Source organism: Citrobacter sp. Cpo071 (assembly GCF_030332765.1).
In the GTDB taxonomy this organism is placed as follows: domain Bacteria; phylum Pseudomonadota; class Gammaproteobacteria; order Enterobacterales; family Enterobacteriaceae; genus Citrobacter; species Citrobacter portucalensis.
Genome location: NZ_JAOWHE010000085.1, coordinates 387,271 through 413,657, shown reverse-complemented (window position 1 = coordinate 413,657; position 26,387 = coordinate 387,271). Strand labels below are relative to the sequence as shown.

Genomic DNA, 26,387 nt, shown 5'->3' with positions numbered 1-26,387 from the left:
CCCCGTCACGATTTTTACACTGTAAATCATTGAGATTCTTTATTCATCACACGCAAATCAACGGCGTGACCAATGTTTCGTTGTTGCATCGTGACGGGAGAAAATATGGACAGCAGTAAACGGCAGTTTCTCCAGCAACTGGGCGTCCTGACCGCTGGCGCATCACTGGTTCCGCTGGCTCAGGCGCAATTTCCCTTTTCGCCTGAACGCCACGAAGGCTCACAACAGCATCGCTACGCCATGCTGGTTGACCTGCGACGCTGTATCGGCTGCCAGGCCTGTACCGTCAGTTGCGCCATTGAAAACCAGACGCCACTGGGCGAATTTCGTACCCTCGTCAACCAGTATCAAGTACAGATTGAAGGCCAGCAAAGCGTTACCAACGTCCTGCTGCCGCGACTGTGCAACCATTGTGATAATCCCCCTTGCGTGCCCGTTTGCCCGGTACAAGCCACTTTCCAACGAGAAGACGGCATTGTGGTGGTCGACAACACACGCTGCGTGGGCTGCGCCTATTGCGTGCAGGCCTGCCCTTATGATGCGCGATTCATCAACCATGAAACGCAAACCGCCGATAAATGTACCTTTTGCGTTCACCGCCTAGAAGCGGGGCTGCTCCCGGCCTGTGTGGAATCCTGCGTCGGCGGCGCGCGCATCATTGGCGATATTAAAGATCCGCACAGCCGCATTTCACAAATGCTGCATGAACACCATGACGCCATCAAAGTCCTGAAGCCGGAAAGCGGTACGTCTCCTCACGTGTTCTATCTGGGACTGGATGAGGCGTTTGTCACCCCATTGATGGGACGAGCTCAACCCGCTCTCTGGCAGGAGGTTTAAATGAACCATTCACTGATTATCGACGAGGTTCTGGCCCATCCCCAGGACGTAAGCTGGTTACCCTGGGCCGTACAGTACTTCTTTTTCATCGGCATTGCCGCCTGCGCCGCGCTGTTCGCCTGCGTTCTTCACTGGCGCAAAAAAGAAACGGCAGACCTGGAGAATCTGACGCTGTTAATCGCCCTGACCTGCGCGATTACCGCGCCGCTGGCGCTGACCGCTGATCTACACCAAACAGCCCGAGTCTGGCACTTCTATGCGTATCCGACGCCATGGTCCTGGATGCCGTGGGGCGCGCTGTTTTTACCGCTGTTTACCGGTTTTTTAGGTCTGTGGTTTCTGGCGCAGCATGTGAAACGGCTAACGCTAAAAAGTTACAGCGTCACAAAATGGTTGGCACTTGGTAGCGCGCTGTCCGCCATCGGATTGCTGGTTTACACCGGCCGTGAAGTGTCGGTGGTACAGGCACGTCCCATTTGGTTCAGTTACGCCTTTCCGGTTGCGATGTTCCTCAGCGCGCTGCAAACATTTCTTGCCCTGCTTATTGCCACGACAAATAGCAAGGACGAACTACCGCGTAAGCTAGCGTGGGGGCAAATGGTCACGTTGATCGCGCTGGCTATCGTGGTGGCGATCTGGGCGAGTGGTAATACGCTTTCCGGTTCGGCTATCCGTCAGTGGCTGGATGTTGCCTCTTCAGCACAACACTACGCTATCGGTTGGGTTGCGCTATGGCTTGTTTCGCTTGCTCTTTGCGGGTTGGTTGTACGATACCCCTTGTCGCTACCGCTGCGCATATTACTCGCTTTTAGCGCTATGGCGCTGTGCTGGCTAATGCGCTGGACGTTACTCATCCAGGTGCAGACCGTACCAAAATTTAACGCGCAGTTTAATCCCTATACCCTGCCCGGCGGCACCGATGGCTGGCTGGCTATTGTGGGTACCTTCGGCCTGTGGATAGCACTGATTATTATTGTTCGTGAAGCCCTGAACGCGATCGCAAGGAGAATGCAACATGGCTAATTTAACCCGTCGTCAGTGGCTTAAAGTGGGCCTTGCCGTAGGTGGCATGGTGACTTTTGGCCTGAGTTATCGGGATGTGGCAAAGCGCGCGATAGACGGTTTGTTGGACGGAACCTCGGGCAAAATTACCCGTGACCGCATTTTTGCCAACGCGCTCATCCCAGAAGCCAACGCCCGGCCTCACTGGCAGCAAAACCCGCAGCAGGTGATCTCGATGACGCAGTGCTTTGGTTGCTGGACGCAGTGTGGTGTACGGGTTCGCGTTGACACTGAGCAAGGCAAAGTGCTGCGCATTGCGGGCAACCCTTATCATCCGTTGTCGCACGAGCACCATATAGACGCCTCCGTCCCCTTTGCCACGGCAATGGAACAACTGGCCGGGGAGTCAGGTCTTGACGCACGTTCTACCGCCTGCGCCCGTGGCGCAACCTTACTCGAAGGTCTGTACAGCCCGCTACGAATTCTGGAGCCTATGAAGCGCGTCGGTAAACGCGGTGAAGGAAAATGGCAGCGCATCAGCTTCGAACAGCTGATCAAAGAGGTGGTGGAAGGTGGCGATTTGTTTGGTGAAGGCCACGTTGATGGTCTGAGAGCCATCCACGATCCCACTACACCGCTTGATGCGAAACATCCCGGCTTTGGCCCAAAATCCAATCAACTGCTGGTCACCAATACCAGCGATGAAGGACGTGATACCTTTTTACGTCGCTTCGCACTGAACAGTTTCGGCAGTAAAAACTTCGGTGCTCATGGCGCTTACTGCGGCCTGGCCTATCGGGCCGGTTCCGGCGCGTTAATGGGCGATCTGGATAAAAATACCCACGTGAAACCCGACTGGGATAACGTCGAATTCGCGCTGTTTATGGGCACCTCTCCGGCGCAATCCGGCAACCCGTTTAAGCGCCAGGCCCGCCAATTGGCCAGCGCCCGTTTACGTGACGACTTCCGCTATGTTGTGGTGGCGCCAGCCCTGCCATTAACCACGGTGCTGGCTGACGATCGCGGTCACTGGCAGCCCGTACGACCGGGAAGCGACTCCGCGCTGGCTATGGGGATGATAAGCTGGATTATCGATAAACAACGCTATAACGCTGATTATCTCGCCATTCCCGGCGTGCTGGCCATGCAGCAGGCTGGAGAAAAAAGCTGGACTAACGCTACGCATCTGGTGATTACCGATGAAATTCCAACGCTTGCCGGACAACACCTGACCCTCGCCCATCTGAGTGCAAACGCAGCCCAGGAGCCGGTGGTCGTCAACGAGGCCGGTGAGATTGTCGCCGCCAGCAGTTGCCCGCGCGCTCAGCTGTTTGTTACCCGTGAAGTGACGCTGGCCGACGGGCAGACAGTAACGGTAAAAAGCAGCTTCCAGTGTCTGCGTGAGTCCGCAAAGAAACTGTCGCTAACGCAGTACAGCCAGCAGTGTGGGGTGTCAGAAGCAGACATTGCCGCTCTGGCCGACGCATTCACCCGCCACGGGCGTAAAGCGGCAGTGATCACGCACGGCGGTATGATGGCAGGTAATGGATTTTATAACGCCTGGTCGGTGATGATGCTCAATGCGCTGATTGGCAACCTTAGTCTTGAAGGCGGCGTGTTCGTCGGCGGCGGCAAATTTAATGGCGCCACCGACGGTCCGCGCTACAACATGGACAGCTTCGCCGGGAAGGTAAAACCGAAAGGGTTAAGCATCGCGCGCAGTAAAACCGCTTATGAGTCTTCGGAAGAGTACCGCAATAAGGTGGCTGCCGGGCAATCGCCCTTCCCGGCTAAAGCGCCGTGGTATCCGTTTGTCGCCGGTCAGCTTACCGAACTCCTCGTCTCGGCGCTTGAAGGTTACCCTTATCCGCTGAAAGCCTGGATCTCCAACATGACCAACCCGTTTTACGGCATTGCGGGGTTACGCGGCGTGGCGGAAGAAAAGCTCAAGGATCCTGCTCGTCTGCCGCTGTTTATTGCCATTGACGCCTTTATGAACGAAACCACGGCGCTGGCAGATTACATCGTGCCGGATACCCACAACTTCGAAAGCTGGGGATTCAGCGCTCCGTGGGCGGGCGTGGCCAGCAAAGCCACCACCGCGCGTTGGCCAGTTGTCAGATCGGCGACCAGCCTCACGGCTGACGGTCAACCGGCCTCAATGGAGTCTTTCTGTATCGCAGTGGCAAAGCGCATCGGGCTACCTGGATTCGGCGACAATGCAATTACCGATCCGCAAGGTAATCACTATCCGTTGAACCGTGCGGAAGATTACTACCTGCGACTCGCCGCTAATATTGCGTTTATGGGCAAAGCGCCGGTCGCCGAAGTACAGCCGGAAGACATTGCGCTGACCGGGGTCCAGCGGATCATGCCTGTGATGACCCAAACGCTGAAAGCCGATGAAATCAGCCGGGTGGCATTTATCTACTCCCGGGGCGGACGCTTTGCGCCGGACAACAGCGGGCGAGTTGATAACCGCGTCGGCAATGCCTGGGATAAACCGCTCCAAATCTGGAATGCGAACGTCGCCGCGCACCGCCATGCGATTACCGGCGAGCGCTTCAGCGGCTGCCCGGCCTGGTATCCATCACGTCTGTCAGATGGACGTGCGGTCGAGGAGTTGTTCCCGGAACAAGAGTGGCCGTTGAAACTGATTTCCTTTAAATCCAATACCATGTCCAGCGCCACGGCGGTTATCCCACGCCTTCATCATCTGAAGCCGGTTAATCTGGTGGCGCTCAATCCACAGGATGGTCAGCGGTATGGTTTAGCACACGGCGATATCGTGCGTATCACCACCCCCGGTGGTCAGGCGCAAGCGCAGATAAGCCTGCTGCATGGCGTCATGCCGGGTGTTATCGCCATCGAGCATGGTTACGGGCATAAAGAAATGGGCGCGGCACGGCATACCCTCGACGGTGAGCCGATGGCGTTTGATGAGCAGATTAAGTCGGGGATTAATCTCAACGAGTTGGGTTTTGCGGACCCAACCCGACAGGTAACCAATACCTGGCTTGACTGGGTGTCGGGTGCGTCGGTGCGTCAGGGGTTGCCAGCGAGAATTGAGCGAGTGTAGCTCTGGTGCCGTATGGCATAGCGAACGCGTTTTACCCGGCCTACAGGACGTCGTAGGCCGGATAAAGCACTGCCGCCACCCGGCAAAAAGCAGATTAGTTGTTTACCGGGATAACCGCACCTTTATATTTAGTACGGATCCAGTCCTGGATCTCTTTTGAATGCAGGACATCAACCAGCGCTACGATATCCTTTTTCTTCTCGTCGCCACGATGCACGGTAATGATGTTGGCATACGGGTTGTTTTCACCACTTTCAACAGCAATAGGATCTTTCACTGGATCCAGCCCGGCGTCGATGGCGTAGTTGGCGTTAATCACCACCGCATCGCCTTCGTCGTTGTTATACATCTGCGGTAACAGCGCGGCTTCCACGTTTGGCAGGAACTTCAGCTTTTTCGGGTTTTCGACGATATCGCTAATGCGCGCAGTTACTTTATCCACGCCCGGCTTCAGCTTGATCACCCCCTCTTTTTCGAAAATCGACAGAATACGGCCTTCCTCAGATACCGCGTCACGCATGATGACTTTGCCGCCTTCCGGCAGATCTTTAAGTGATTTCACTTTTTTCGAATAGATACCAATCGGCTCAATGTGAATCGCTCCGGCGCTGACGAAGTCATACGTTTTATCGCCTGCATGGTCTTTAATCACGCTGTTCAGGTACGGAATATGCTGGAAGTAGTTGGCGTCAATCTCACGGCCAGCCAGCGCAGTGTTCGGCAGAATGTAATCCTGGAACGGTTTAATCTCCAGATCGATCCCCTGCTTCGCCAGAATCGGTTTGGCCTGTTCAAGGATCTCCGCATGCGGCACGTTAGACGCGCCAACGGTCAGAGTATCAGCCCAGGAGGCAAAGCTCAGGGCGCTTAAGGTTGCTGCGGCGAGTAACGTCAGTGATTTTTTCATGATTATGGTTTCCGTATTTTATTAGCGTTTATCTAACAGAGAGGTGATCACATCGCCGCAAAGCTGGATGATGAAGACAATGAGCAAAATCGTCACCGTCGCCACCAGCGTGACGTCGCTGTGGTTGCGCTGGAATCCTTCCAGATAGGCCAAATTCCCTAAACCACCGGCACCAATTACCCCTGCCATCGCGCTGTAGCTCACCAGCGCAATTAGCGTCACGGTGATCCCGGACACCAGAGCAGGAGATGATTCCGGCAGTAAAACTCGAAAAATAAGTGTGCTCAGTCGTGCGCCCATTGAACGCGTCGCTTCAATAACGCCTTTATCCACTTCACGCAGAGCGATTTCGACCAGACGCGCATAAAACGGCGCTGCCCCCACGATCAGCGCAGGCAACGCGGCATTGGCGCCGAGAATGGTGCCTACCATCGCTTTGGTAAACGGGATCAGCAGCACGATCAAAATGATGAATGGGATCGAACGAAAGATATTCACCACCAGCGAAATAGCGCTATATACCGCGCGATTAGGGAACAATCCGCCGCGCGCGGTCAGGAACAATGCCAGACCAAGCGCGATGCCCAGAATAAAGGTCGCCGCCCCCGAAAGAGCTGTCATATACAGCGTTTCCTGGGTTGCCGCTAACAATTGCTCCCACTTCAGATGGGGAAACAGTTCTTCAGCCATGTTGAATCACCTCGCCTTCAATGTCGCTCTGGCGCAGGTCGGCCAAAATATTGTTCAATTGTTCCTCAGAGGCCACCACGTGCACCCAGAGTTGACCAAACACGCCGTGTGCGGTTTGCGTCATTTTGCCGTGCAAGATGTTGAACGGCAGGCCATAGCGCAGGGTCAATTCCCCAACCACAGGTCGATGGGTACGTTGCCCGGTAAAGGTTAATTTGATAACCACCCCACCCAACTCGCTTGCCAGCTGCGGATTAAACTCGTCTTCTTCGGTGTACTGGCTAACCTGACGAACAAACTGTCGGGTAATAGGCTGCTGAGGATGGGTAAAGACGCTGAGCACATCACCTTCCTCAACGACCTTGCCGTTTTCCATTACCGCGACGCGATCGCAGATTTTGCGTACCACGTGCATTTCATGAGTGATCAGCACAATGGTCAATTTGAAGCGACGGTTTATATCGAGGAGTAAATCGAGGATCTGATCGGTAGTTTGCGGATCCAGCGCCGAGGTGGCTTCGTCACACAGCAGGACATCTGGATTGTTCGCCAGCGCGCGAGCAATTCCTACACGCTGTTTTTGCCCACCGCTGAGCTGGGAAGGATACGCATTTTCACGACCGCTCAGCCCAACCAGCGTAATCAGTTCAGCAACCCGCGTTTTGATGGACGCTTTGGACGCACCGGCGATTTGCATAGAGAACGCGATGTTTTCGCTAACAGTCCGCGACCACAGCAAATTGAAGTGTTGAAACACCATGCTGATTTTCAGTCGCGCCTGGCGTAACGATTCCCCACTGGCGGCCGAGATATCGTGGCCGTTAATCGTCACGCTGCCGGAGGTTGGTTTTTCGAGACCATTGAGCAAACGAATTAAGGTGCTTTTACCTGCCCCGCTGTAACCAATAATGCCGTAAATCTGCCCCTGTTCAACCGTCAGGTTGACGTTATCGACAGCGGTGATGGCAAGCCTGCCTGGCGTAAACACTTTCGAAATATTTTTCAGGACAATCATGTCGTTTGGGTATCCGCTGCTGCTTATTGTTCTTCTGCTAGCGCTTTTAGCTGTTTAGCAGTATGGATGTCCAAACGAGTGTAATCAGTGGAATTGGCTTTTAAAATGAATTAAAACGCATTTGATATAACTTTTAGAAATATAGTACTACATCGACGTCAACGGCATAAAACGTAGTCATCGAGATGTTAAATGCACTTTGTTGCGCAACAAATCGCAACGCCCGATAACCTCTTTATCCATACCGATGAACAAATTAATGAATAATTTTTGTAAAACTGCACAGAAGTGTTTTGAAACGCTGTTTCCATTTTCCTTTTTGATAATTTTCAGCGTATAATGCGCGCCAATTGTCTCTTGAATGGTTTCAGCACATTGACCTGTAAAACTCAACGACTACAGAACTCACCATCCCGTTGGGCTGAAACACAAGCACACATTCCTCTGCACGCTTTTTCGATGTCACCTATCCTTAGAGCGAGGCATCACAACTTTCGTAACTCAGGTTTAGCTTCCCATCCGTGCGCGATGGGAGCCAGATTTCCATATCCTTCTCAACTTAAAGACTAAGACTGTCATGAAAAAGACGAAAATTGTTTGCACCATCGGTCCGAAAACCGAATCCGAAGAGATGTTAACCAAAATGCTGGACGCGGGCATGAACGTCATGCGTCTGAACTTCTCCCACGGCGACTACGCAGAACACGGTCAGCGCATCAAGAACTTGCGCAACGTCATGAGCAAAACCGGCAAGAAAGCCGCAATCCTGCTCGACACCAAAGGTCCTGAAATCCGTACCATCAAACTGGAAGGCGGTAATGACGTTTCCCTGAAAGCGGGCCAGACCTTCACCTTCACCACCGACAAATCTGTCGTAGGCAACAACGAAATCGTTGCTGTAACTTACGAAGGCTTCACTAAAGATCTGTCTGTCGGCAACACCGTTCTGGTTGACGATGGTCTGATCGGCATGGAAGTTACCGCCATCGAAGGTAACAAAGTTATCTGTAAAGTGCTGAACAACGGCGACCTGGGCGAAAACAAAGGCGTTAACCTGCCGGGCGTTTCCATCGCGCTGCCAGCACTGGCTGAAAAAGACAAACAAGACCTGATCTTCGGTTGCGAGCAAGGCGTTGACTTCGTTGCAGCGTCCTTTATCCGTAAACGTTCTGACGTCGTTGAAATCCGTGAGCACCTGAAAGCGCACGGCGGCGAAAACATCCAGATCATCTCCAAAATCGAAAACCAGGAAGGCCTGAACAACTTCGACGAAATCCTCGAAGCGTCTGACGGCATCATGGTTGCGCGTGGCGATATGGGCGTTGAGATCCCGGTTGAAGAAGTTATCTTCGCGCAGAAGATGATCATCGAAAAATGTATCCGTGCACGTAAAGTCGTTATCACTGCGACCCAGATGCTGGACTCCATGATCAAAAACCCGCGTCCGACCCGCGCTGAAGCCGGTGACGTAGCGAACGCCATCCTCGACGGTACCGACGCAGTAATGCTGTCTGGCGAGTCTGCAAAAGGTAAATACCCGCTGGAAGCCGTTACCATCATGGCGACCATCTGTGAGCGTACTGACCGTGTGATGACCAGCCGTCTGGACTTCAACAACGACAGCCGCAAACTGCGCATCACCGAAGCCGTTTGCCGTGGCGCGGTTGAAACTGCTGAAAAACTGGACGCGCCGCTGATCGTCGTCGCAACCCAGGGTGGTAAATCCGCTCGCGCAGTACGTAAATACTTCCCGGATGCCACCATCCTGGCGCTGACCACCAACGAAACTACCGCGCGTCAGCTGGTGCTGAGCAAAGGCGTTGTTGCACAGGTGGTTAAAGAAATCAGCTCTACCGATGATTTCTATCGTCTGGGTAAAGAAGTCGCTCTGGAAAGCGGTCTGGCTCAAAAAGGTGACGTTGTGGTTATGGTTTCTGGTGCACTGGTTCCGAGCGGCACCACCAACACCGCATCCGTTCACGTGCTGTAATAATTCCATCGCGAATTAATTTGCTAAAAAAAGCGCCCTGGTGGCGCTTTTTTTATTTTATCGATAGCCACAATTAATAAAAAATCAAATCGGATTTCACTATCTAATCCGTGATTATCTAAGATGAATCCGATGGAAGCTTTCTGTTTTCACTCGGGTTTTTAGCCGTTTTTGCACAATTCGATGCTTCTTTGAGCGAACGATCAAAAATAAGTGCATTCCCATCAAAAAAATATTCTCAACATAAAAAAGTTTGTGTAATACTTGTAACGCTACATGGAGATTAACTCAATCTAGAGGGTATTAATAATGAATCGTACTAAACTGGTACTGGGCGCGGTAATCCTGGGTTCTACTCTGCTGGCAGGTTGCTCCAGCAACGCTAAAATCGATCAGCTGTCTTCTGACGTTCAGACTCTGAACGCTAAAGTTGACCAGCTGAGCAACGACGTGAACGCAATGCGTTCCGACGTTCAGGCTGCTAAAGATGACGCAGCTCGCGCTAACCAGCGTCTGGACAACGCAGCTACTAAATACCGCAAGTAATAGTATCTGTGTAATAAAAATGGCGCACATTGTGCGCCATTTTTTTGCTCTGAATTCCCCTTCCCTGTTATTGCGTAGCGCGCACCTCAGCATCTCCTCCCGGCACGCCATTTTGCGCAGACTTCACTTCTGGCCCATTGCTCGCGACCGATGCTTGCCCGGCAGTGACGGTGACTGGATAACCTGCGCGACGATACAACGCCCTTTCCACCAGACTGTTATCCACCGCTTTATTATCTTTAAACTGGGTAAAACCGGCTGGCAGCACATACGGCATGGTCTGGACGTTTTGTTCCTCTTCCGGCGACAGCGGTCGATGCACTTCGACATACCTCATGCCGTTCGGCTCAATCGAATATTTTATCGGCTCATTAATCACCCTGACCGGCGTGCCTGTGCGGACCTGAGCAAACAGTGCTTTAATGTCCGGCGCGTTCATGCGAATACAACCAGAACTCACACGCAGGCCCACGCTGTCCGGCGCACTGGTGCCATGGATCAGATACTCACCGTTTCCATGCGCCAGACGCAGTGCAAAGCGTCCTAACGGGTTATTTGGCCCGGCAGGTACAACAGGCGGTAATGTGATGCCGCGCTCCAGAGAGCGTTTACGGATGCCTGGTGTAGGGGTCCAGGTAGGATTCGGGATTTTCTGCCCAACCCGGGTTTCCATTACCGGCGTTTCCAGCCCCTGCAAACCGATACCAATTGGGAATACCTGAACAATATTCTCTCCTGGCGGGAAGTAATACAGACGCAGTTCCGCCAGATTCACAATAATGCCTTCGCGTGGTGCATCCGGCAGCAGTAATTGTGAGGGAATAGTAATCAGGGTTCCGGGTTTAGGTACGGGGGCAATAGTATTGTTGGCTTCAAGGATCAGCATGGCAGCGGTATCAAACTTACGGGCTATCGCCTGTAGGTTTTTATCGCCTTCCTGCACGGTGTAGGTTTGGTTTTGCCCAACAAGGCGGCTGTTCGCCTGGGGCAAAGGATAATCGACCGCCCATGCGGCCTGAATAGCGCTGTAAGCGCCGATTAGCATTAACGTAATAACAGACGCGCGTTTCATACTCACTCACCCCCCTGGCGTTCTTGCCGGACGGCGGCGAGCGCCCAATCCGGCTTACGAGTCACTGCGTTGCCTTACACGAACGCTTTCAAGTCGGTCTGAAAGTTAACGTGTTTTATCAGTTTAGCTAAGAGTTGCGGCTTTGGCGCGAATAGCCCGAATCATCGCCTCCAGCCCTTGTGAACGAGACGGTGTGAGGTGCTGTGCGAGCGCCATTTTTTCAAACCACGGACGCACATCAAAATTCACAATATCCTGGGCCGTCATGCGATCATACAAAATGAATACCACGGCAATAAGTCCTTTCACAATTGCCGCATCACTGTCGCCCTGTAATTCAATAATCCCTTCGCCATTCTGGTTCATAACAATCCATACCTGACTTTGACATCCCTGGATGCTATTTTCCGGGCAGCGTAAGTCGTCGTTTAATTCCGGCAAACGCTGACCCAGTTCAATAATGTACAGGTATTTCTCTTCCCAATTAGCGCAACGCAGAAAATTACGCAACAACTTTTCTTTATCCGGTAGCGCAGCCATAACGCCTCCCTGTTAGCCCAGTAAATGATGAATACGCTTGAGGCCCGTTACCAGGCGATCCACTTCTTCATGGGTGTTGTACATTGCAATCGACGCCCGACACATAGCAGGAACGTTATAGTAGGCCATCAGCGGCATAGCGCAGTGATGCCCCGTCCGCACGGCTATTCCATAGTTATCAAGAAAACTGCCGACGTCAAAGGCGTGATGTTTACCAAGGTTAAATGCAATCACACCCAGGCGGTTATCCGGTCCGTAGAGTGTCAAATCCGGCACATCCGCCAGCTGCTCCAACGCATAGCGCATCATGAACTGTTCATATTCGCTGATTTCAGTAAGCCCCAGTGCTGAAACATACTCAATAGCCGCGCCGAGTCCGATAATACCTCCGGTGTTTGGCGTTCCGGCTTCAAAACGCCAGGGGGCTTTAGCCCACGTTGTCCCCTGACTCAAACTCACCGTCGCAATCATTGAACCACCGCCTTCCCAGGGTGGCATCTCCTGCAACAGCGACTCTCTGGCATACAGAACGCCAATACCGGTTGGTCCATAAAGTTTATGCCCGGAGAAAACATAAAAATCGCAATCCAGTGCCTGGACATCCACCTGATGATGCATCACCGCCTGCGCGCCATCCACCAACACTTTTGCGCCGTATTGATGCGCCAGCTCAATCATTTCCGATAACGGGTTCTCGGTACCCAACACGTTAGAAACGTGGGTAATCGCCAGCAGTTGCGTACGATCGTCAAACAGCGTCGGCAGCGTCTCCAGCTGCAACGTACCATCGGCATTGAGCGGAATAACGCGCAGCTCTGCCCCTACGCGGGCACACAGCATCTGCCAGGGCACAATATTGGCGTGGTGCTCCATTTCGCTGATGATAATGTTATCGCCCGCTCGCACATTGCTGCTGCCCCAGCTGTTCGCCACCAGATTGATGCCTTCCGTCGTACCACGAACAAACACCAGCTCTTCCGCTGAGCGGGCGTTAATAAACAACGAGGCAAGCTTGCGCACATTTTCCATTTTTTCCGTGGCCTGGGCGCTCAGCGTATGAATACCGCGGTGGACCGCCGCATAGCCGTGACGATAAAACTCGGCCTCGGCATCAATCACCTGATTGGGTTTTTGCGCGCTGGCAGCGCTGTCCAGATACGCCAACGGTAAACCGTTCACTTCACGCGTCAGGACCGGAAAGTCAGCCCGTACTTTTTCAATGGGAAATGTCATGCTGCGCCTCCCGGCAAGCGTTGGGCGATCCGCGCCAGTACCTGTTGTTTCAGCGTTTCATCGCCCAGGGCTTCCGTCAGCTCAGCGGCAAACGCATAGAGAATCATGTGTTGAGCATCCTGCTGGCCGATCCCTCGCGAACGCAGATAGAACATCTGCTCGTCGTCGATCCGTCCTACCGTCGCCCCGTGGCTGCATTTCACATCGTCGGCGTAAATTTCGAGCTGTGGCTTGGTATCCACCTCCGCCAGCTTTCCGAGCAACAAATTATTGTTGGTCATCTGACCGTCGGTTTTGATGGCGTGCTGGGCGACGTTGATCAGACCATTGAAGACCGCTCGTCCCTTATCGCTGACAATCGTTTTATGCAGCTGGCGACTGTTGCAATACCCTTTGTTGTGCTCAAGCCAGGTCCGTGTATCACAGACTTCATTTTTCACCGGCATCGCCAGACTGTTCAGCCGAAGCGTGGTGTTTTCACCGTTAAGCTGCGTACTGGTGTTATGGCGCAATACCGCATCACCAAGCAAGAAGCTGTGGCTAACGGCAGTAGCATCCGCGCCCAATTGAATGTCATTATGCGCGAAATGGTGACTAAACGGATTTTCGAACGCCAGTTTGATATGGCGCAAATGGGCGTTTGCCGCGACGTTCATCGTTAAGCGTGCGCCGGTGAAATGGCGACGCTCGCTGAGGCTGGCATAGTGTTCAATAACGGTGGCTTCTGCGCCTTCCGCTAGCTCCAGATGGTGGCGATAGTGCGCCGTATTCACCTCATCGCCCGCCAGCCCCTGGGTTATGTGCAGCAGCAGCAGCGGTTTCGCGGGGCGCTGGTTACGCTTCACCTGAATGTGCGTTACGCTACGGGACAGGCTTTCGGTAAGGTGCAAAAACACTTCCGGTTGGATAGCCGCTGGCAGCGCCTGGCGCGCATCGTCAATGGTAATGTCAAAACCGCTACCGTCTGTACTGTCGCTGAGCGTCGGAGAGAATTGCCCGTCAACAAACACCAGTCGTACAGCATCAATTGTCGGCGACAACGCTGCACATTGGGCTGACGTTATCTCAGCGACATGACTGACAAACTGGCTGTTGGTTAATCCCTCCAGCGGCGTGTATTTCCAGTCCTCATGCTTCCGCGTTGGCAGCCCCAGACGCAGCATCTGTTGCAAGTGCTGCTGCGCATGGTGTGAGCGTGTCTCCCCTTGCGTCTCAAACAGATGGTGCCACTGTTGCAGCACGTTACTGCTGTTCGCTAAGCCAGCCATAACCTTGCTCCTCCAGTTGTTTGACCAGCGTAAAATCGCCGGACTTCACAATTCGCCCCTGGTAGAGAACGTGAACAAAATCGGGTTTGATATAGTCCAGGATGCGCTGATAGTGAGTGACGATAATGAATGAGCGTTTCCCGTCACGCAGCGAGTTCACGCCATCCGCAACGATTTTCAGCGCATCAATATCCAGCCCGGAGTCTGACTCATCAAGAATGCACAACTGAGGCTCCAGCACGGCCATTTGCAGAATGTCATTACGTTTTTTCTCACCGCCGGAGAAACCGACGTTTACCGAGCGCGTGAGCAAATCTTCCGGCATCTTCAGCAGCGCTATTTTCTCTTCCATCAGATCCTGGAAGTCGAATCGATCCAGCGACTCTTCGCCACGGTAACTTCGCACCGCATTCAGCGCCGTTTGCAGGAAAAACTGGTTACTGACGCCAGGGATTTCCACCGGATACTGGAATGCCATGAAGATCCCTTCACCGGCCCGGTCTTCCGGCGACAGTTCCAGTAAATCTTTGCCGTTGAACTCTACCGTCCCGCCAGTGACGTCGTAGTCTTCCCGCCCAGCAAGAGTTGCAGAAAGCGTACTTTTCCCCGAACCGTTTGGTCCCATAATGGCGTGAACTTCTCCGGGGCGAACCTCAAGGCTCAACCCACGCAGGATCGCCTTATCTTCCACACTGACCTGTAAATCTTTGATGCTTAACATGTGCTTTCCTTAAAATTTAACCGACGCTGTGCTCAAGACTTATGGCGAGAAGTTTTTGCGCTTCCACGGCAAACTCCAGCGGCAGTTCAGAGAACACGTCTTTACAGAAACCATTCACGATCATCGAAATGGCATCCTCTTCACTGATGCCGCGCTGCAGACAGTAAAACAACTGGTCTTCACCAATACGCGACGTGGTGGCTTCATGTTCAAGCTGGGCGCTATTGTTACGACACTCCACATACGGGAAGGTGTGTGCCCCACAATCCGCACCGATCAACATCGAGTCGCATTGGGTATAGTTGCGGGCATTAGTAGCGGTCGGCATGATTTTCACTAAGCCGCGATAACTGTTCTGACTGTGTCCGGCGGAGATCCCTTTCGAGATAATGGTCGATTTGGTGTTTTTGCCAATGTGGATCATTTTGGTGCCGGTATCGGCCTGCTGATGTCCACTGGTCAGCGCGACGGAGTAGAATTCGCCGATCGAGTTGTCGCCACGCAAAATGCAGCTTGGGTATTTCCAGGTAATGGCCGAGCCGGTTTCCGACTGCGTCCACGACATTTTGCTGTTTTCGCCTTCGCAGAGTGCGCGCTTGGTGACGAAATTCAAAATACCGCCCGTATTGCCATCGCCGGGAAACCAGTTTTGCACCGTGGAGTATTTCACTTCGGCATCTTTGTGGATAATGACTTCCACCACCGCCGCGTGTAGTTGGTAACTGTCGCGCACCGGGGCTGAACAGCCTTCGATATAGCTGACGTAGCTGCCCTCATCCGCAACCAGAATGGTGCGTTCAAACTGCCCGGTTTTTTCCGCATTGATACGGAAATAGGTCGACAGCTCCATTGGGCAACGTACGCCTTTCGGTACATAAATAAACGTGCCGTCAGATGCCACCGCCGCATTCAGCGCGGCAAAGAAATTGTCATTGCCGGGGACAACCGTGCCCAGGTACTGTTTTACCAGCTCAGGATGATCGTGAATGGCCTCACCGAACGAACAGAAAATAATGCCCTGTTCCGCCAGTTTGTCGCGATAGGTGGTCGCTACCGATACCGAGTCGAAAATGGCATCAACCGCAACTTCTTTGCCTTCACGTACCGGCACGCCAAGCTGTTCAAATGCGTCCTCAACCTCTTTGCTTAAAAATGCATTCGCGCCCGTTTGCTGTACCGCTCCCGGTTCAGACGCACAGGTTTCATCGCAGTTACCGCAGGAAGGTGCGGAGTAATAGCTGTACTCCTGATAATTCAGTTTGTCGTAATGCGCTTTAAGCCAGTGTGGTTCTTCCATGGTCAGCCACGCTTTAAAGGCATTCAGGCGAAATTCCAGCATCCAGTCGGGTTCATTTCGTTTTGCCGAAATCGCGCGCACGACATCTTCATTGATCCCTTTTGCCAGCTCATCGGTTTGCAGTTGGGTGAAGAAGCCCTCTTTGTAATTAAGGTGCCCGCCAGCCCAGGTGTTGACATCGTCAGTTGCTTCAGTATTACGAGACATAGTACCGCCTATACCCCAAAACTTTCGCCACAGCCGCATTCGTTCTGGGCTTTCGGGTTATGAAATTTAAATAACTGGTTTAATCCTTCGCGAACGAAATCGACTTCTGTGCCGTCAATGAACGGCATCGCCTGCAACGGCACATAAAGTCTGGCGCCCTCCGTTTCAAACAGCAGATCGTCTTTTTCGGGTTGGCGGACGGTATCCAGCACGTAACCGAATCCCGCGCACCCTGTTTGCTTCACACCTAAACGCACACCCAACATGTCAGGTTGCTTTGCCACCAGTTCACGGATATGCGCCGCAGCCGCTGGCGTTAACGTCAGTCCACGCCAGGCAAAATCTTCCGGGTTAAATGTTCCTGAATGCAATTCCATAGAGTTACCTCGAGTCACTAGCTTTTAAGCTATAACACCATGTTAGTGATAATGATTATCACTTCAACCCCTCAACAGCAGGGGCATTCGGGTTAATCGCCCTTTCTGACTACTTTTACTAAGCATAGACCCTGCAGCGAGGGTTTACAGGGATGGATTATTTTGTTCAATGCATTGATTAATAATGGATTATGAAAATCCAATCGTTCAGTCAGGTCAAATGACAAAAGATGTATAGAAAATGTCTATTTAAAGGATAGGTGGGGATGAAGGTAGGGAAAAACAATTCAAATAATAAACAAACAACGAAAAACCCTTAAGTCTGCTTGCTGGCAGGCTTAAGGGTTCCGGCCCCATCCGGCGCTTATCTCCGGCACTCATATTGGCTTAGCTCTTGAAGGGGCGATAAGAAGAATCTCATACACCGATTAGTTTTTTTTAACACTAATTGCGGTTTGACTATTTTATAAACGCGTTCAATCACATATTTAACGCTGTGCCTCACTGAGCGTGTCCAGCAGCAGGCGTAGCCCTGCGGGTTGATGTTCACGTGAAAGGTATAAACCATAAATCGGCAGGCATTTAGGTTGAAGTTCTGGCAGTAATCGAATTAGCTTTCCCTGCTCCAGCCCTTCCTGCGCCTCCAGCTCTGGCACCAACGCGATCCCCATTCCGGCCACCGCCGACTCGCAGAGCAGCGAAGAGATCCCTGCACTCAAATTCCCTTTGATTGCAACGGAGACAGGCTGCCCCTGAGGATCCAAAAAGTGCCAGGATTGTCCGGCAAAACCGCTGTAGTACAGGCAATTGTGCCGTGTGAGATCGTCGATTGTCTCAGGCGTGCCATGTTGATGCAGATAATCTGCAGACGCGCAAAGCACCGATTTACAGTCGCCCAACCGACGGGCAATAGTCCCTGGCTCTGGATTATCCGTTATGCGGATCGCCACATCGATGCGTTCCCCCACAAGGCTTACCGGTTGATTATTGATCTCCACCTCAATACGTAATTGCGGATATTGCGCCATAAACGTCGGCAGAACCGGAGCAAGAATATGCATCGCGGTAAAATGGGCGCAGGCTACACGTAGCGTGCCGGAGGGAATTTGCGCGGCACTGGCGGCACCAATATCCAGCGAAAGTTGCGCCAGAGAACGTGTTTTCACTAATGCATCTTCACCCGCTGGCGTGATCGTCAAGCGACGCGATGAGCGATGGATAAGCCTTGCGCCTGCCCATTTTTCCATCTCGTCGAGATAACGACTGACCATCGGACGGGAAAGCCCCAACGCACGCGCGGCTGCGCTCAGGCTACCCAAATCACAGATATGGTTGAATACCGTTGCCGCCATCACTCTGTCCATTGTTCCCATCCGATCGTTTTATGAAACTCAGCATGTCCTAATGAGGGAATTCTAACAGATCCGAATATCCTTAAAATACGGGAACTATCAAAAGACAATTTCCTGCACAAGGTTACCTGGTATGAAAGTTAAAACTCTGGCCCTGCTGTTACCTCTGTTTGCGTCTTCAGCTTTCGCCGCTCCGCTACAGCTGGACGTCTATAATCCACAGGATAAGGCTATTTTCCCGGTTTCTTCGACGCTGGTGTCTGGCCCAAAAGAGGCGATTTTGTTTGACGCCCAGTTCAGTACCAAAGATGGCGAACAACTGGTGCAAATGATTCGAGCCAGCGGTAAAACGCTGAAGGCTATTGTGATCACCTCCGGCGATCCGGATTTCTATTTTGGTTTGCAGCCCATCGTTGAGGCCTTCCCACAGGTAAAAGTCCTGGCAACGCCGCAGGTGGTAGACCATATCCGCGCCACCAAAGAGGCCAAGCTGCAGTTCTGGGGCCCGCAAATGAAGGACGGCGCACCAACATCGCTCACCGTTCCGCAGGCGACTACGCAAACGCAGTTCACGGTTGATGACGAAACGCTGGAACTGCGTCACGCCAACGATTATGCAGCGTATATCTGGATCCCGGCGAATCGAGCCATTATTGGCGGCACAGGCGTGGCTTCAGGTATTCACGTCTGGACGGCGGACACACAGTCTGAACAACAACGTAGTGCATGGCGTAGCGTACTGAGCGAAATGCAGAGCTTACAGCCCACTCAGGTGGTACCGGGTCATTACATTGGCGACCGCCCAACCGGTGATAAAGCTATTCGCTTCACCCAGGACTATTTGCAGTCGTTTGAGCAGGCGCTAGGGGCGAAAAAAGGATCGGGTTATGTGATTAAAACCATGACGGCAGCATGGCCAGGCCTTGCAGACGTAAGCTCGCTGGAACTAAGTGCAAAAGTTAACAGCGGCGAGATGAAGTGGTAATGAAGATTTAAGGCAAAAATAACCCCGAACGCGTGTCGGGGTTTCGTTACGATAAGCATACCGGAATCAATGAACGCCCATGCGCCAGGCAAAATAGATCTCTTCTTTCAGTTCAGTGGAAGAGAGCGCTAACAGATCTGCAAACTCCAGCTCAAGCTGTTTCAGCCTTTTCAGGTACTGAGCCGGTGAAAGATCGGTTTTATCACGACGTAAAAATTCTATTGCCAGTTGGGCAGGGTCTAATTGGGTAGACATATCATCTTCGCTTGTGTTCAAAACCTGCACAGTATAACACCATTCCCTGTGCAGATAATGACCAAAAGCAATATGCATCACAAAATTGCGGTCGTCAGACGCGACGTGCAGCACAATCGACCCTGCTCATCGAAGATTTCTATTTGCCACACCTGGTGACGAGAACCTGTATGTAACGCGCGACATACGCCCCTGACGAGCCCTTCCCGTGCAGAACGGATATGGTTGGCGTTGATCTCCAGGCCCACCACTTTCTGCTCACCCTGAGTACACAAGTAGCCAGCTACCGAACCAATGCTTTCCGCCAGCACCACGGATGCGCCGCCGTGTAACAACCCAAAGGGTTGTTTGGTGCGATGGTCCACCGGCATCGTAGCTTCCAGCGTATCGTCGCCAATGTGCACAAAACGAATATCGAGCAACCCAACCATATTTCCTTCACCCATGGCATTGAGCGCCTCGAGTGTGACTTCACGTTTCCAGATCATCCTATAATCTCCAGCAGTGCCTGTAATGGGTGGCGAACGCCCGTACCTTCAACGCGTTTAACCTGGCTGCGACAGGAGTACCCTGTAGCCAGACAACGGTTACGTGGCAATCGTTGCATTGCCTGGTGCCATGATAACTCATAGATACCCAATGAGTTTTGGTGATTCTTCACTTCGTGACCGTAAGTGCCAGCCATACCACAGCACCCCACGCTGACGTTCTCCAGCTTTGCGCCAAAGCGAGCAAAAATAGCCGCCCATTGTGCAGGCGCGCCCGGTAAAGCCGTCACTTCGGTACAGTGGCCAAAGAAGTACCACGGTTCACCGCCAACAGCGACTGACTGCTGTGTTTCCACAGTTTTTGATAACCATTCGTTGGCCAGCAGCACATGGAAATCACCCCGCTGTTCTCCCAGCACCAGCTTATATTCATCGCGATAACAAAGCACCAGCGCCGGATCAACACCCACCATCGGAATATTCAGCTTCGCTACCCGGTTAAGAAACTCGGATGTCTTTTTCGCCGTTTTGGCAAAACGGTTTAAAAAGCCTTTAATGTGCTGCGCCTTGCCGTTTGGCGAAAACGGCAGCAGTACCGGCTGCATACCCAGTTTTTCTACCAGACGTATAAAATCAGCCACCACCTGCGCATCGTAATAGCTGGTGAACGGATCCTGTACCACCAGCACCGTGCGGGCTTTTTGCTCGAGGCTGAGTAATTCGAGCTGTTCCAGCGTCATATTGGCAGAACGATGCCCCACCAGTTGGCGTTGCAGCGACGGCGCAGACAACAGCGGTAAATCAACCATTCCAATGTGCTTTTTAGCCAGATTTCGCACCAGCGGCTGATTGATGAAGAAGTTAAACGTTTTAGGCGCCCGCGCCATTAGCGGTGCATAGCTCTCAACGGTCGCCACCATATGATCGCGCAACGGGCGCAGATAACGCGTGTGGTACAGTTGCAGGAAGCGTGAGCGGAACTCCGGCACATCAATTTTAATCGGACACTGTGTGGAACAGGCTTTACACGCCAGGCAACCTGACATCGCCTCTTTTACTTCGTGCGAGAAATCGTATTCGCCCTTGCGTGCATGCCAGCTGTTGCGGGTACGGGTAATCAGCGTGCGTAAACTGGCGCGTTTCTCCGGTAGCTCTTTTTCCAGTTGCACAGGATCGATCCCGCGATCGGCCAACAGACGCAGCCATTCACGTACCAGCGTAGCTCGCCCTTTCGGAGAATGGATACGGTTAAGGCTGATTTTCATCGACGGACACATGGGGCTTTTCGCATCGAAGTTAAAGCATAACCCGTTGCCATTACACTCCATTGCCCCACGCCACTCCTGGCGTACGGCCAGCGGGATTTGACGGTCATACGTTCCGCGTTTCACCGCGTCCACTTTCATCATCGGCGCATCAACGTCCTCCGGTGGACAGATTTTGCCGGGGTTGAGCCGGTTTTGCGGATCAAACACCGATTTCACTTTGCGCAGTTCACGATACAGTTCATCACCGAAAAACGCCGGACTGTATTCCGCACGAAAACCTTTCCCGTGCTCACCCCACAACAAACCGCCATATTTTGCCGTCAGCGCGACGACATCATCAGAAATGCGTTTCATCAGCACTTCCTGCTGCGGGTCGCACATATCTAAAGCCGGCCTGACGTGCAGCACGCCAGCATCCACGTGGCCGAACATACCGTAACTCAGACCATGGCTGTCGAGCAGCGCGCGAAACTCGGCAATATAGTCAGCCAGATGCTCCGGAGGAACGCAGGTATCCTCGGCGAACGGAATGGGCTTCGCGGAACCTTTTGCATTGCCCAGCAGACCGACAGCCTTTTTGCGCATGGCGTAAATTCGTTCGACGCCCGCCAGTTCGGTACATAGCTGCCAGCCAATAACGCCCGCTTCCTGGCGAGCGATTAACCCATCCAGGCGTTCGCAGAGTGCGCTGACTTGCGAATTAATCAAGGTTTCGTCGTCACCGGCAAACTCGACAATATTCAGGCCCAGCATCTCTTTATCCGCGACATCGGTAATCAGTTCGCTTACCGAGTGCCAGACGATGTCTTCACGCGCCAGATTGAGTACTTTGGAGTCGACGGTTTCTACCGACAATGCGCGCGCTTCCACCATCACCGGCGCGTTACGCAACGCCGAATCAAACGAATCGTACTTAACGTTAACCAACTGTCTGACTTTGGGCAGTGGCGTGATATCAAGGCGGGCTTCGGTGATAAACGCCAGCGTACCTTCAGAGCCGGTAAGAATGCGGGTTAAATCAAATTCGGTCATCTCATCGTTAAAGACGTGCCGCAGATCGTAACCCGTCAGGAAGCGATTAAGTTTCGGGAATTTATCCATGATCAGCTGTCGGTTATCACGACAACGCTCATAAACGGTCTTATAGATACGGCCAATGGTGGTATTGCTGTTACCCAACGTTTGGGCAAGCTCGACCGGCATGGGCTGGGTATCCAGAATATCACCGCCCATCAGCACTGCACGGATACCCAACACATGGTCGGAAGTTTTACCGTAAACCAACGATCCTTGCCCGGACGCATCGGTGTTGATCATCCCGCCGAGCGTTGCCCGGTTACTGGTGGATAATTCCGGGGCAAAGAAATAGCCATATGGCTTCAGAAACTGGTTGAGCTGGTCTTTTATCACGCCGGCTTCTACCCGCACCCAACCTTCTTGCGGGTTGATTTCAATAATGCGGCTCATATAGCGGGACATATCAACAATAATGCCCTGGTTCAGCGCCTGACCGTTAGTCCCGGTGCCGCCGCCGCGCGGGGTAAAAATCAACGACGAGAATAGCGGTTCTGCCGCCAGACGGGCGATTAGCGCCACATCTGCGGTTGAACGAGGGAAAACGACAGCATCAGGAAGCAGCTGATAAATACTGTTATCCGTCGACATTGTCAGACGATCGGCATAGCTCGTTGCCGTATCACCCGTGAATCCTTGCTGCTCCAGCGCCTGCAAAAAATTGAGCACCAGCTGAACGACACCTGGCGCCTGAGAAATTTGTGGAATCATTATAGTGACCCTTTCCTGCGGTCTGTGTTGTGAATTTAATCGTTTGCGTGTTGCTTTGTTTGTTGTATCACATTTTTTTCTAATACGCTCAGCAGATTTACAGGCAGAATCCGCCTGTTCAAAACCGCTGAAATTGCTCATCATTATAGAGTGTGATTAACGTGTTCACGTCGCGTCAACGTTCTGGCGCAAAGACAAAGGTGAAAAGTATTTATGGTAAATTTCCGTCAGCCCAGGGATATTGCACAAGTGCTGCTATCGGTGCTGTTTTTAGCCATCCTGATTGTGGCCTGTCTCTGGATTGTTCAGCCCTTTATCCTCGGTTTTGCCTGGGCAGGCACGATTGTCATTGCGACCTGGCCTATCCTGCTACGCTTACAAAAATTGCTCTGGGGACGTCGTTCACTTGCCGTACTGGTGATGACACTGTTGTTAGTGCTGTTGTTCATCATCCCTATCGCGCTGCTGGTTAACAGTATCGTCGATGGCAGCGGGCCGCTGATCCATGCCGTAACCGCAGGTGATATGACGCTACCGGATCTGGCTTGGTTGAACAGCATTCCACTGGTGGGTGCCAAAATGTATGGCGCATGGCACAGTTTACTGGATATGGGCGGTTCGGCCATTATGGCCAAGGTTCGTCCTTATATCGGTACCACCACCACCTGGTTTGTCGGTCAGGCCGCGCATATCGGCCGCTTTATGATGCACTGTGGTCTGATGCTGCTGTTCAGCGCCCTGTTGTACTGGCGCGGTGAACAGGTCGCATTAGGTATTCGTCACTTCGCTTGCCGTCTTGCCTCAAAACGTGGCGATGCTGCCATTCTGCTGGCCGCGCAAGCCATTCGCGCCGTCGCATTGGGCGTTGTGGTCACCGCTCTGGTGCAGGCAGTGCTCGGGGGTATTGGTCTGGCGGTAACCGGCGTGCCTTACGCCACGCTGCTGGCGGTATTGATGATCCTGTCTTGTCTGGTGCAACTGGGGCCGTTGCCAGTGCTGATTCCGGCCATTATCTGGCTATACTGGACGGGGGATTCCACCTGGGGCACAGTGCTGCTGGTGTGGAGCGGCGTGGTCGGAACACTGGATAACGTAATTCGACCAATGCTGATTCGTATGGGGGCTGATTTGCCACTGATCCTGATTCTCTCCGGGGTCATCGGCGGACTGATTGCCTTCGGCATGATTGGTCTGTTTATCGGTCCAGTAGTGCTGGCCGTTTCCTGGCGTCTGTTCTCCGCCTGGGTAAACGAAGCCCCTGCGCCAGGTACCAATCCAGATGAAATCCTCGAAGAAATTGCTGAAATCGAACGCAATAAGTAATCCAACATCAGGCGGCAGCGCCGCCTGATTGTTTAACAATACTAATCAATCCTCCCTCTTGCGGGATTAGACCCAACCTCGTCCTTCTTAAAATAATCATTTGTGTCGCAAATTCTTTACAGTTTTTAAACTATTGAGATGAATCTGATCGACGTAAAAAATCACTATGCCTACTATTAGCCCATGGCTTTAGATCAACACATTGATTTATAAGCATGGAAATCCCCTGAGTGAAACAACGAATTGCTGTGTGTAGTCTTTGCCCATCTCCCACGATGGGCTTTTTTTTGTCCTGATTTTGGCACCAGAACCAGCAATGGCGGCGTTTAAGGGATGTAGCACGTTGAGGGTATGCGATTACCTGTGTGCCGTTTGTGTACCATTTGTGTGCTACCAGCGTAAATCAGGTGAGTGTTACAGTAATTTTCCAAAGCACTCACATGTTCATTTTTTAACCAAAAACAAAACTAACTTTAATCATAAATCACTTCACGGGGTGATCTTCTCCCTGAAAACAGTGCCAGGCTAAACTGAAGTCTTCGGTCTTTCTTCCATCTCACTGAGAGGCGCATTGCCATGAAAAAGACCCGTTATACCGAAGAACAGATTGCGTTTGCACTGAAACAGGCCGAAACCGGCACCCGCGTCGGGGAAGTCTGCAGAAAGATGGGTATTTCTGAGGCCACTTTTTTATAACTGGAAGAAAAAATTTGCCGGTCTGGGCGTGACCGAGCTGCGGCGTCTGCGGCAGTTGGAGGATGAAAATCAGCGGCTGAAGAAACTGGTGGCTGATCTGAGTCTGGACAAGGAGATGCTGCAGGAGGTACTGAAGCAAAAGTTCTGAGGCCGGCTCAGAAGCGCCAGGCGGTACATTTCCTGCGAGAGGCATACCGTATCAGCGTCCGTCGGGGATGCGGATTGCTGATGCAGAGCAGAACTGTCTACCACTGGCAGAGTCGGCGTGACGATCGGGCAATAACGCTGCGCATCAAGGAAATTGCGGAAACACGAATACGCTACGGTTGTCCGCGCATTCACGTTCTGCTGCAACGAGAAGGTTGGCTAATTAACTATAAGAAAACACACCGGATTTATTGTCTGGAAGGCCTGAATTTGCGCAGGAAACGTCCCCGCAGGCATAATCAGTGTGGCACACCGTCAGCAGCGTCCGTCCCTGACGTACATCGATCAGTGCTGGAGTATGGATTTCGTGTCGGATAGTCTGTTTAATGGACGGCGCTTCCGGGCGCTGACTGTAGTGGATAATTTTAGTCGGGAATGCCTGGCGATCCATGCAGGAAAATCATTGAAGGGTGAAGATGTGGTCCGGGTAATGGAAGCACTGCGGGTGCTGGATAATCGCCTGCCGGTACGTATTCAAACAGATAACGGTAGCGAGTTTATCTCGAAAAGTCTGGATAAATGGGCGTATGAACACGGTGTGACGATGGACTTCTCCCGCCCCGGAAAACCGACAGATAACCCGTTTATTGAATCGTTTAACGGAAGCCTGCGGGATGAATGCCTGAATATTCACTGGTTCCTGTCGCTGGAAGATGCGCAGGATAAACTCGAGAAGTGGCGCAGAGAATATAATCATGAGAGGACACATTCATCATTAAATGACATGACTCCGGCTGAATTTATCCGGAGCCTGCAAAAAGACGAAGATCTCTGATTTAGCACTGCATTGATTTTGGGCCAGGGTCAGCCGTTCATGTTAATCAACGTTTAGTAGCTTTCAATTGTTCTAACCAAAAGTTAGCCTTATATGCTACATCCATATAAACCCCCTGTCTCTTAGCTTCAGGATAGTGCTTGCTCCACTTATCAGAGATAGTAGCATCTAACCCTAATGATTGTGCTGTCTCCCTGCATTCCTCTAATAGAATCATTGCATCCTTTTCAGCACCTATGAATTTAGGCGTCATAGACTGACTTTTTAATACAGGTTCAGGTGGTAAAGCAGCTAGCCTTTCCTCTTCAAATAGGAGAGATAGTAACCGGCGTTCTTTTGCTAGCTCGTGTTCTATTACCTTTATCCTGTCTCTACATCTTTCTATTCTTTGTTCAACGGGTAAACGCCGTGGCTGATATTTTATTTCAGGATTAAACATTTAATAGTTCCCATTATCATAAGAACACCA

At 52.2% G+C, this 26,387-nt stretch carries 23 protein-coding genes, 1 other RNA gene and 1 pseudogene; 10 read left to right on the top strand and 15 right to left on the bottom strand.

The window, feature by feature from the left end:
• Nucleotides 1-105: 105 nt before the first annotated feature.
• From ttrB to ttrA, 3 genes are read left to right on the top strand one after another with little or no spacing between them, the layout of a single operon-like run.
• Entirely contained in the window at nt 106-840 is a 735-nt protein-coding gene (gene ttrB / locus OGY09_RS19140) for a tetrathionate reductase subunit TtrB (RefSeq protein WP_032943223.1), read from the top strand.
• Nucleotides 841-1,863 (top strand): tetrathionate reductase subunit TtrC, encoded by a 1,023-nt coding sequence (ttrC, locus tag OGY09_RS19135; protein WP_032943219.1) that lies wholly within the window; start codon nt 841-843, stop codon nt 1,861-1,863.
• Entirely contained in the window at nt 1,856-4,921 is a 3,066-nt protein-coding gene (gene ttrA, locus OGY09_RS19130) for a tetrathionate reductase subunit TtrA (RefSeq protein WP_032943214.1), read from the top strand. Before ttrC ends, ttrA begins: the two co-directional genes overlap by 8 nt.
• Nucleotides 4,922-5,015: 94 nt before the next feature.
• Here ttrA and OGY09_RS19125 read toward each other — a convergent pair whose 3' ends face one another.
• From OGY09_RS19125 to OGY09_RS19115, 3 genes are read right to left on the bottom strand one after another with little or no spacing between them, the layout of a single operon-like run.
• A complete protein-coding gene (locus OGY09_RS19125) occupies nt 5,016-5,828 on the bottom strand; it encodes a MetQ/NlpA family ABC transporter substrate-binding protein (RefSeq protein ID WP_003029358.1) in 813 nt (270 codons plus the stop codon).
• A gap of 21 nt (nt 5,829-5,849) precedes the next feature.
• Nucleotides 5,850-6,518, bottom strand: coding sequence for a methionine ABC transporter permease (locus OGY09_RS19120; RefSeq protein ID WP_003029361.1), 669 nt, complete (start codon nt 6,516-6,518; stop codon nt 5,850-5,852).
• Entirely contained in the window at nt 6,511-7,533 is a 1,023-nt protein-coding gene (locus OGY09_RS19115; protein WP_032943213.1) for a methionine ABC transporter ATP-binding protein, read from the bottom strand. Before OGY09_RS19115 ends, OGY09_RS19120 begins: the two co-directional genes overlap by 8 nt.
• 375 nt (nt 7,534-7,908) lie before the next feature.
• Here OGY09_RS19115 and ynhH point away from each other — a divergent pair, with 375 nt between their 5' ends.
• The 3 genes from ynhH to lpp all read left to right on the top strand — a co-directional run bounded on the left by ynhH (nt 7,909) and on the right by lpp (nt 10,069).
• Nucleotides 7,909-8,103, top strand: coding sequence for a protein YnhH (gene ynhH / locus OGY09_RS19110; RefSeq protein ID WP_244293978.1), 195 nt, complete (start codon nt 7,909-7,911; stop codon nt 8,101-8,103).
• A 7-nt stretch (nt 8,104-8,110) separates the two neighbouring features.
• Nucleotides 8,111-9,523: a pyruvate kinase PykF gene (gene pykF, locus OGY09_RS19105; protein ID WP_003029366.1), complete on the top strand. Its 1,413-nt coding sequence runs from the start codon at nt 8,111-8,113 to the stop codon at nt 9,521-9,523.
• 309 nt (nt 9,524-9,832) lie between these two features.
• Nucleotides 9,833-10,069, top strand: a complete 237-nt coding sequence (gene lpp, locus OGY09_RS19100; RefSeq protein ID WP_003029373.1) for a murein lipoprotein Lpp — start codon at nt 9,833-9,835, stop codon at nt 10,067-10,069.
• Between the two features lie 67 nt (nt 10,070-10,136).
• Here the strand turns inward: lpp and ldtE are convergent, their stop codons facing one another.
• The 8 genes from ldtE to OGY09_RS19060 all read right to left on the bottom strand — a co-directional run bounded on the left by ldtE (nt 10,137) and on the right by OGY09_RS19060 (nt 18,148).
• Nucleotides 10,137-11,141, bottom strand: a complete 1,005-nt coding sequence (gene ldtE / locus OGY09_RS19095; protein ID WP_032943210.1) for a L,D-transpeptidase LdtE — start codon at nt 11,139-11,141, stop codon at nt 10,137-10,139.
• Between the two features lie 123 nt (nt 11,142-11,264).
• Nucleotides 11,265-11,681 carry a cysteine desulfuration protein SufE gene (sufE, locus tag OGY09_RS19090; protein ID WP_003832654.1) on the bottom strand — a complete coding sequence of 139 codons (417 nt, stop codon included), beginning with the start codon at nt 11,679-11,681 and terminating at the stop codon, nt 11,265-11,267.
• Nucleotides 11,682-11,693: 12 nt separating this feature from the next.
• Nucleotides 11,694-12,914: a cysteine desulfurase SufS gene (gene sufS, locus OGY09_RS19085; protein ID WP_008784609.1), complete on the bottom strand. Its 1,221-nt coding sequence runs from the start codon at nt 12,912-12,914 to the stop codon at nt 11,694-11,696.
• On the bottom strand, nt 12,911-14,182 hold the full coding sequence (gene sufD / locus OGY09_RS19080; protein WP_032943209.1) for a Fe-S cluster assembly protein SufD: 1,272 nt from the start codon (nt 14,180-14,182) through the stop codon (nt 12,911-12,913). Before sufD ends, sufS begins: the two co-directional genes overlap by 4 nt.
• Nucleotides 14,157-14,903, bottom strand: coding sequence for a Fe-S cluster assembly ATPase SufC (sufC, locus tag OGY09_RS19075; protein WP_003832649.1), 747 nt, complete (start codon nt 14,901-14,903; stop codon nt 14,157-14,159). Before sufC ends, sufD begins: the two co-directional genes overlap by 26 nt.
• A 16-nt stretch (nt 14,904-14,919) precedes the next feature.
• Nucleotides 14,920-16,407: a Fe-S cluster assembly protein SufB gene (sufB, locus tag OGY09_RS19070; RefSeq protein WP_020996440.1), complete on the bottom strand. Its 1,488-nt coding sequence runs from the start codon at nt 16,405-16,407 to the stop codon at nt 14,920-14,922.
• Between the two features lie 8 nt (nt 16,408-16,415).
• On the bottom strand, nt 16,416-16,784 hold the full coding sequence (gene sufA / locus OGY09_RS19065; protein ID WP_032943201.1) for a Fe-S cluster assembly scaffold SufA: 369 nt from the start codon (nt 16,782-16,784) through the stop codon (nt 16,416-16,418).
• Between the two features lie 488 nt (nt 16,785-17,272).
• Nucleotides 17,273-18,148 (bottom strand): LysR family transcriptional regulator, encoded by an 876-nt coding sequence (locus tag OGY09_RS19060; RefSeq protein WP_020996441.1) that lies wholly within the window; start codon nt 18,146-18,148, stop codon nt 17,273-17,275.
• A gap of 121 nt (nt 18,149-18,269) precedes the next feature.
• Here OGY09_RS19060 and OGY09_RS19055 point away from each other — a divergent pair, with 121 nt between their 5' ends.
• On the top strand, nt 18,270-19,121 hold the full coding sequence (locus OGY09_RS19055; protein WP_032943195.1) for a Vmh family MBL fold metallo-hydrolase: 852 nt from the start codon (nt 18,270-18,272) through the stop codon (nt 19,119-19,121).
• A gap of 66 nt (nt 19,122-19,187) precedes the next feature.
• On the opposite strand, the gene OGY09_RS19050 is transcribed toward OGY09_RS19055, so the two are convergent.
• The 3 genes from OGY09_RS19050 to ydiJ form a co-directional block, all read right to left on the bottom strand.
• On the bottom strand, nt 19,188-19,376 hold the full coding sequence (locus OGY09_RS19050) for a YdiH family protein (RefSeq protein ID WP_003030540.1): 189 nt from the start codon (nt 19,374-19,376) through the stop codon (nt 19,188-19,190).
• A gap of 77 nt (nt 19,377-19,453) precedes the next feature.
• Entirely contained in the window at nt 19,454-19,864 is a 411-nt protein-coding gene (gene menI, locus OGY09_RS19045) for a 1,4-dihydroxy-2-naphthoyl-CoA hydrolase (protein ID WP_008784603.1), read from the bottom strand.
• Nucleotides 19,861-22,917 carry a D-2-hydroxyglutarate dehydrogenase YdiJ gene (gene ydiJ / locus OGY09_RS19040; protein ID WP_032943193.1) on the bottom strand — a complete coding sequence of 1,019 codons (3,057 nt, stop codon included), beginning with the start codon at nt 22,915-22,917 and terminating at the stop codon, nt 19,861-19,863. Before ydiJ ends, menI begins: the two co-directional genes overlap by 4 nt.
• 213 nt (nt 22,918-23,130) lie before the next feature.
• Between ydiJ and ydiK the strand changes: the two genes are divergently transcribed.
• The 3 genes and pseudogenes from ydiK (at nt 23,131) to OGY09_RS19025 (ending at nt 25,918) form a co-directional block, all read left to right on the top strand.
• Nucleotides 23,131-24,240: an AI-2E family transporter YdiK gene (ydiK, locus tag OGY09_RS19035; RefSeq protein ID WP_003832632.1), complete on the top strand. Its 1,110-nt coding sequence runs from the start codon at nt 23,131-23,133 to the stop codon at nt 24,238-24,240.
• Between the two features lie 183 nt (nt 24,241-24,423).
• An RNA gene (rprA, locus tag OGY09_RS19030) (antisense sRNA RprA) lies at nt 24,424-24,531 on the top strand.
• 285 nt (nt 24,532-24,816) lie between these two features.
• A pseudogene (locus tag OGY09_RS19025) lies at nt 24,817-25,918 on the top strand (IS3 family transposase).
• A 46-nt stretch (nt 25,919-25,964) separates the two neighbouring features.
• On the opposite strand, the gene OGY09_RS19020 reads toward OGY09_RS19025, so the two are convergent.
• Entirely contained in the window at nt 25,965-26,357 is a 393-nt protein-coding gene (locus OGY09_RS19020) for a hypothetical protein (protein WP_032943190.1), read from the bottom strand.
• Nucleotides 26,358-26,387: the final 30 nt, after the last annotated feature.

Excerpts from the sequence above, each read along its gene's own strand:
- ttrB (WP_032943223.1), top strand. The coding sequence starts at position 106 with ATGGACAGCAGTAAACGGCAGTTTCTCCAGCAACTGGGCGTCCTGACC.
- ttrC (WP_032943219.1), top strand. The coding sequence starts at position 841 with ATGAACCATTCACTGATTATCGACGAGGTTCTGGCCCATCCCCAGGAC.
- ttrA (WP_032943214.1), top strand. The coding sequence starts at position 1,856 with ATGGCTAATTTAACCCGTCGTCAGTGGCTTAAAGTGGGCCTTGCCGTA.
- OGY09_RS19125 (WP_003029358.1), bottom strand. The coding sequence starts at position 5,828 with ATGAAAAAATCACTGACGTTACTCGCCGCAGCAACCTTAAGCGCCCTG.
- OGY09_RS19120 (WP_003029361.1), bottom strand. The coding sequence starts at position 6,518 with ATGGCTGAAGAACTGTTTCCCCATCTGAAGTGGGAGCAATTGTTAGCG.
- OGY09_RS19115 (WP_032943213.1), bottom strand. The coding sequence starts at position 7,533 with ATGATTGTCCTGAAAAATATTTCGAAAGTGTTTACGCCAGGCAGGCTT.
- pykF (WP_003029366.1), top strand. The coding sequence starts at position 8,111 with ATGAAAAAGACGAAAATTGTTTGCACCATCGGTCCGAAAACCGAATCC.
- lpp (WP_003029373.1), top strand. The coding sequence starts at position 9,833 with ATGAATCGTACTAAACTGGTACTGGGCGCGGTAATCCTGGGTTCTACT.
- ldtE (WP_032943210.1), bottom strand. The coding sequence starts at position 11,141 with ATGAAACGCGCGTCTGTTATTACGTTAATGCTAATCGGCGCTTACAGC.
- sufE (WP_003832654.1), bottom strand. The coding sequence starts at position 11,681 with ATGGCTGCGCTACCGGATAAAGAAAAGTTGTTGCGTAATTTTCTGCGT.
- sufS (WP_008784609.1), bottom strand. The coding sequence starts at position 12,914 with ATGACATTTCCCATTGAAAAAGTACGGGCTGACTTTCCGGTCCTGACG.
- sufD (WP_032943209.1), bottom strand. The coding sequence starts at position 14,182 with ATGGCTGGCTTAGCGAACAGCAGTAACGTGCTGCAACAGTGGCACCAT.
- sufC (WP_003832649.1), bottom strand. The coding sequence starts at position 14,903 with ATGTTAAGCATCAAAGATTTACAGGTCAGTGTGGAAGATAAGGCGATC.
- sufB (WP_020996440.1), bottom strand. The coding sequence starts at position 16,407 with ATGTCTCGTAATACTGAAGCAACTGACGATGTCAACACCTGGGCTGGC.
- sufA (WP_032943201.1), bottom strand. The coding sequence starts at position 16,784 with ATGGAATTGCATTCAGGAACATTTAACCCGGAAGATTTTGCCTGGCGT.
- OGY09_RS19060 (WP_020996441.1), bottom strand. The coding sequence starts at position 18,148 with ATGGACAGAGTGATGGCGGCAACGGTATTCAACCATATCTGTGATTTG.
- OGY09_RS19055 (WP_032943195.1), top strand. The coding sequence starts at position 18,270 with ATGAAAGTTAAAACTCTGGCCCTGCTGTTACCTCTGTTTGCGTCTTCA.
- OGY09_RS19050 (WP_003030540.1), bottom strand. The coding sequence starts at position 19,376 with ATGTCTACCCAATTAGACCCTGCCCAACTGGCAATAGAATTTTTACGT.
- menI (WP_008784603.1), bottom strand. The coding sequence starts at position 19,864 with ATGATCTGGAAACGTGAAGTCACACTCGAGGCGCTCAATGCCATGGGT.
- ydiJ (WP_032943193.1), bottom strand. The coding sequence starts at position 22,917 with ATGATTCCACAAATTTCTCAGGCGCCAGGTGTCGTTCAGCTGGTGCTC.
- ydiK (WP_003832632.1), top strand. The coding sequence starts at position 23,131 with ATGGTAAATTTCCGTCAGCCCAGGGATATTGCACAAGTGCTGCTATCG.
- OGY09_RS19020 (WP_032943190.1), bottom strand. The coding sequence starts at position 26,357 with ATGTTTAATCCTGAAATAAAATATCAGCCACGGCGTTTACCCGTTGAA.